2 protein-coding genes are annotated in these 2,216 nt (G+C 72.7%); one reads left to right on the top strand and one right to left on the bottom strand.

The features are described 5' to 3' along the window. A partial coding sequence (locus L0B03_RS16920; protein WP_250448041.1) for an MMPL family transporter occupies positions 1-1,177 on the top strand: 1,177 nt, incomplete at its 5' end. On the opposite strand, the gene L0B03_RS16915 is transcribed toward L0B03_RS16920, so the two are convergent. Beyond that, positions 1,164-2,216, bottom strand: a 1,053-nt coding sequence (locus L0B03_RS16915; protein ID WP_250448039.1) for an ATP-dependent DNA ligase, incomplete at its 5' end; no start/stop codon positions are given. The two genes, L0B03_RS16920 and L0B03_RS16915, sit on opposite strands and share 14 nt — an antisense overlap.

The raw sequence follows: 2,216 nt of genomic DNA, 5'->3' as shown, positions 1-2,216 counted from the left end.
CGATCCGACTTCGCCGGTGGCCGCGGCGCGCCCGATGTCCACCACGAGCGCGGTCGCCCGCGTCGTGCTCGGCGCCGCGGCCCTCGTCGTCATCGCGCTGCCGGCCCTCGACCTGCGGCTCGGCCTGCCGGACGGCTCCTCGGAGCCTGCCGACTCGACCCAGTACCAGGCCTACGAGACCGTCACCGAGAAGTTCGGCGACGGTCAGAACGGCACCCTGCTCGCCGTGGCCGAGGTGGCTGACGGCGCCGGGGAGGACCTCGGGACCCAGGTGGCCATCGCCCAGCAGCTCTTCAGCCAGGACGACGTCGTCGCCGTGGCTCCGGTCGGTGCCTCTCAGGACGGGCGGCTCGTCGCCTTCCAGGTGATCCCCGCCGAGGGGCCCACGAGCGAGTCGACCGAGCAGCTCGTGACGGACCTGCGCGAGCTGACCGTCGTCGACGGGGACGCGACCTTCGGCATCGCGGGGGCCGCCAGCGGCAGCATCGACGTCTCGGCGGCCCTCGCCGACGCCCTGCCGACCTACCTCGCGGTGGTCGTGGGCCTGTCGATGGTCATCCTGGTGCTCGTGTTCCGGTCGGTCTACGTGCCGGTCATCGCGACCCTCGGGTTCATCCTGTCCTTCTTCGCGGCCCTCGGCGGGGTCGTGGCGATCTACCAGTGGGGCTGGTTGAGCGGGGTCTTCGGGGTCGAGTCCCCGGGGCCGGTGCTGAACTTCCTGCCGACGATCCTGGTGGGCATCCTGTTCGGGCTCGCGATGGACTACATGCTCTTCCTCGGGACGGGCATGCGCGAGGCCTACGCCCACGGCGCCCCGGCACGGCTCGCGGTCGCCCAGGGCTTCCGGGCCGGTCGCGCGGTGGTCACCGCCGCGGCGATCATCATGATCTCGGTCTTCGGCGGGTTCATCTTCGCCCACAGCGCGATGATCCGACCGATCGGGTTCGCGCTGGCCTTCGGCGTGCTGGTCGACGCGTTCGTGGTCCGCATGCTGCTGATCCCGGCACTCATGCACCTCGCGGGGGACAAGGCCTGGTGGCTGCCGCGCTGGCTCGACCGGATCCTGCCCGACGTCGACGTCGAGGGGGCCAAGCTCGAGCGTCGCCACCCGCACGTCGAGCACGAGGCAGCCGCGAGCACCGGCGGGAGCCAGCCGGGACCCGTCAGCCGGGGCTGAGTCTCCGGACCGTCTCGATCGTGTCTGCCGCCTCGGCGGTCTTGTCCTCGCGGTACCGCAGCACGCGGGCGAAGCGCAGGGCAAGACCGCCGGGGTACCGGCTGGATCGTTGGACGCCGTCGATCGCGACCTCCACGACCTGCTCGGGCCGCACCGTGACGACCCAGCCGTCGTCGGAGACCTCGAGCTCGCGGAAGCGCGCGGTCTGCCAGGCGAGGGTCTCGTCGGTCATGCCCTTGAAGGTCTTGCCCAGCATGACGAAGCCGCCCGCGGAGTCACGGGCACCCAGGTGGATGTTCGAGAGCATGCCCTGGCGGCGGCCTGACCCGCGTTCGACCGCGAGCACCACGAGGTCGAGGGTGTGCCGAGGCTTGACCTTGACCCAGGCGCCTCCCCGTCGTCCGGCCTCGTAGGGGGCGGCCCCGTCCTTGACCACGGCGCCCTCCTGGCCCGCGGCCACCCAAGCCTCGAAGGCTGACTGTGCGAGGTCCGGTGCCTCGGTGATGACCCGCTCGACCAGGTGCTCGGGGGCGACGCGGTCCAGGGCCTCGAGCCGCTCGAGCAGAGGTCGGTCGAGCAGGTCCTCGCCGTCCAGGTGCAGCAGGTCGAAGAAGAAGGGCCGCAGGTCCGTGGCGGCCGCGAGCTCGGCGTCGCGGGTCGCGCTGCGGGCGGCGGTCTCCTGGAAGGGGCGGGGTCGGCCCTGGTCGTCGAGGGCGAGGGCCTCGCCGTCGAGCACCACGGAGCGGACGGGCAGCCCACGGACGACCGCGACGATCTCGGGCACGCGGGCCGTGATGTCGTCGAGGCTGCGTGTGAAGACCTGCACCGCGTCGCCGTCGCGGTGCACCTGGATGCGGATCCCGTCGAGCTTGGCGTCCACCACGGCCGGCCCCTCGGGCAGGCCGGCCATCGCCTGCTCGACGTCTGTGGCCGAGGAGGCGAGCATGGGCCGCACCGGCCGGCCGACGGCGAGGGTGAAGGCGTCGAGGGCCGCGAGGGCTGCCTCGGGGTCGGCAGCGCCGAGGGCAGCGGTCGCGAC

This window comes from Actinotalea sp. C106 (genome assembly GCF_023630195.1).
In the GTDB taxonomy this organism is placed as follows: domain Bacteria; phylum Actinomycetota; class Actinomycetes; order Actinomycetales; family Cellulomonadaceae; genus Actinotalea.
Note: the sequence above shows the minus strand (reverse complement) of the source record. Positions and strands in the feature narration are given on the sequence as shown.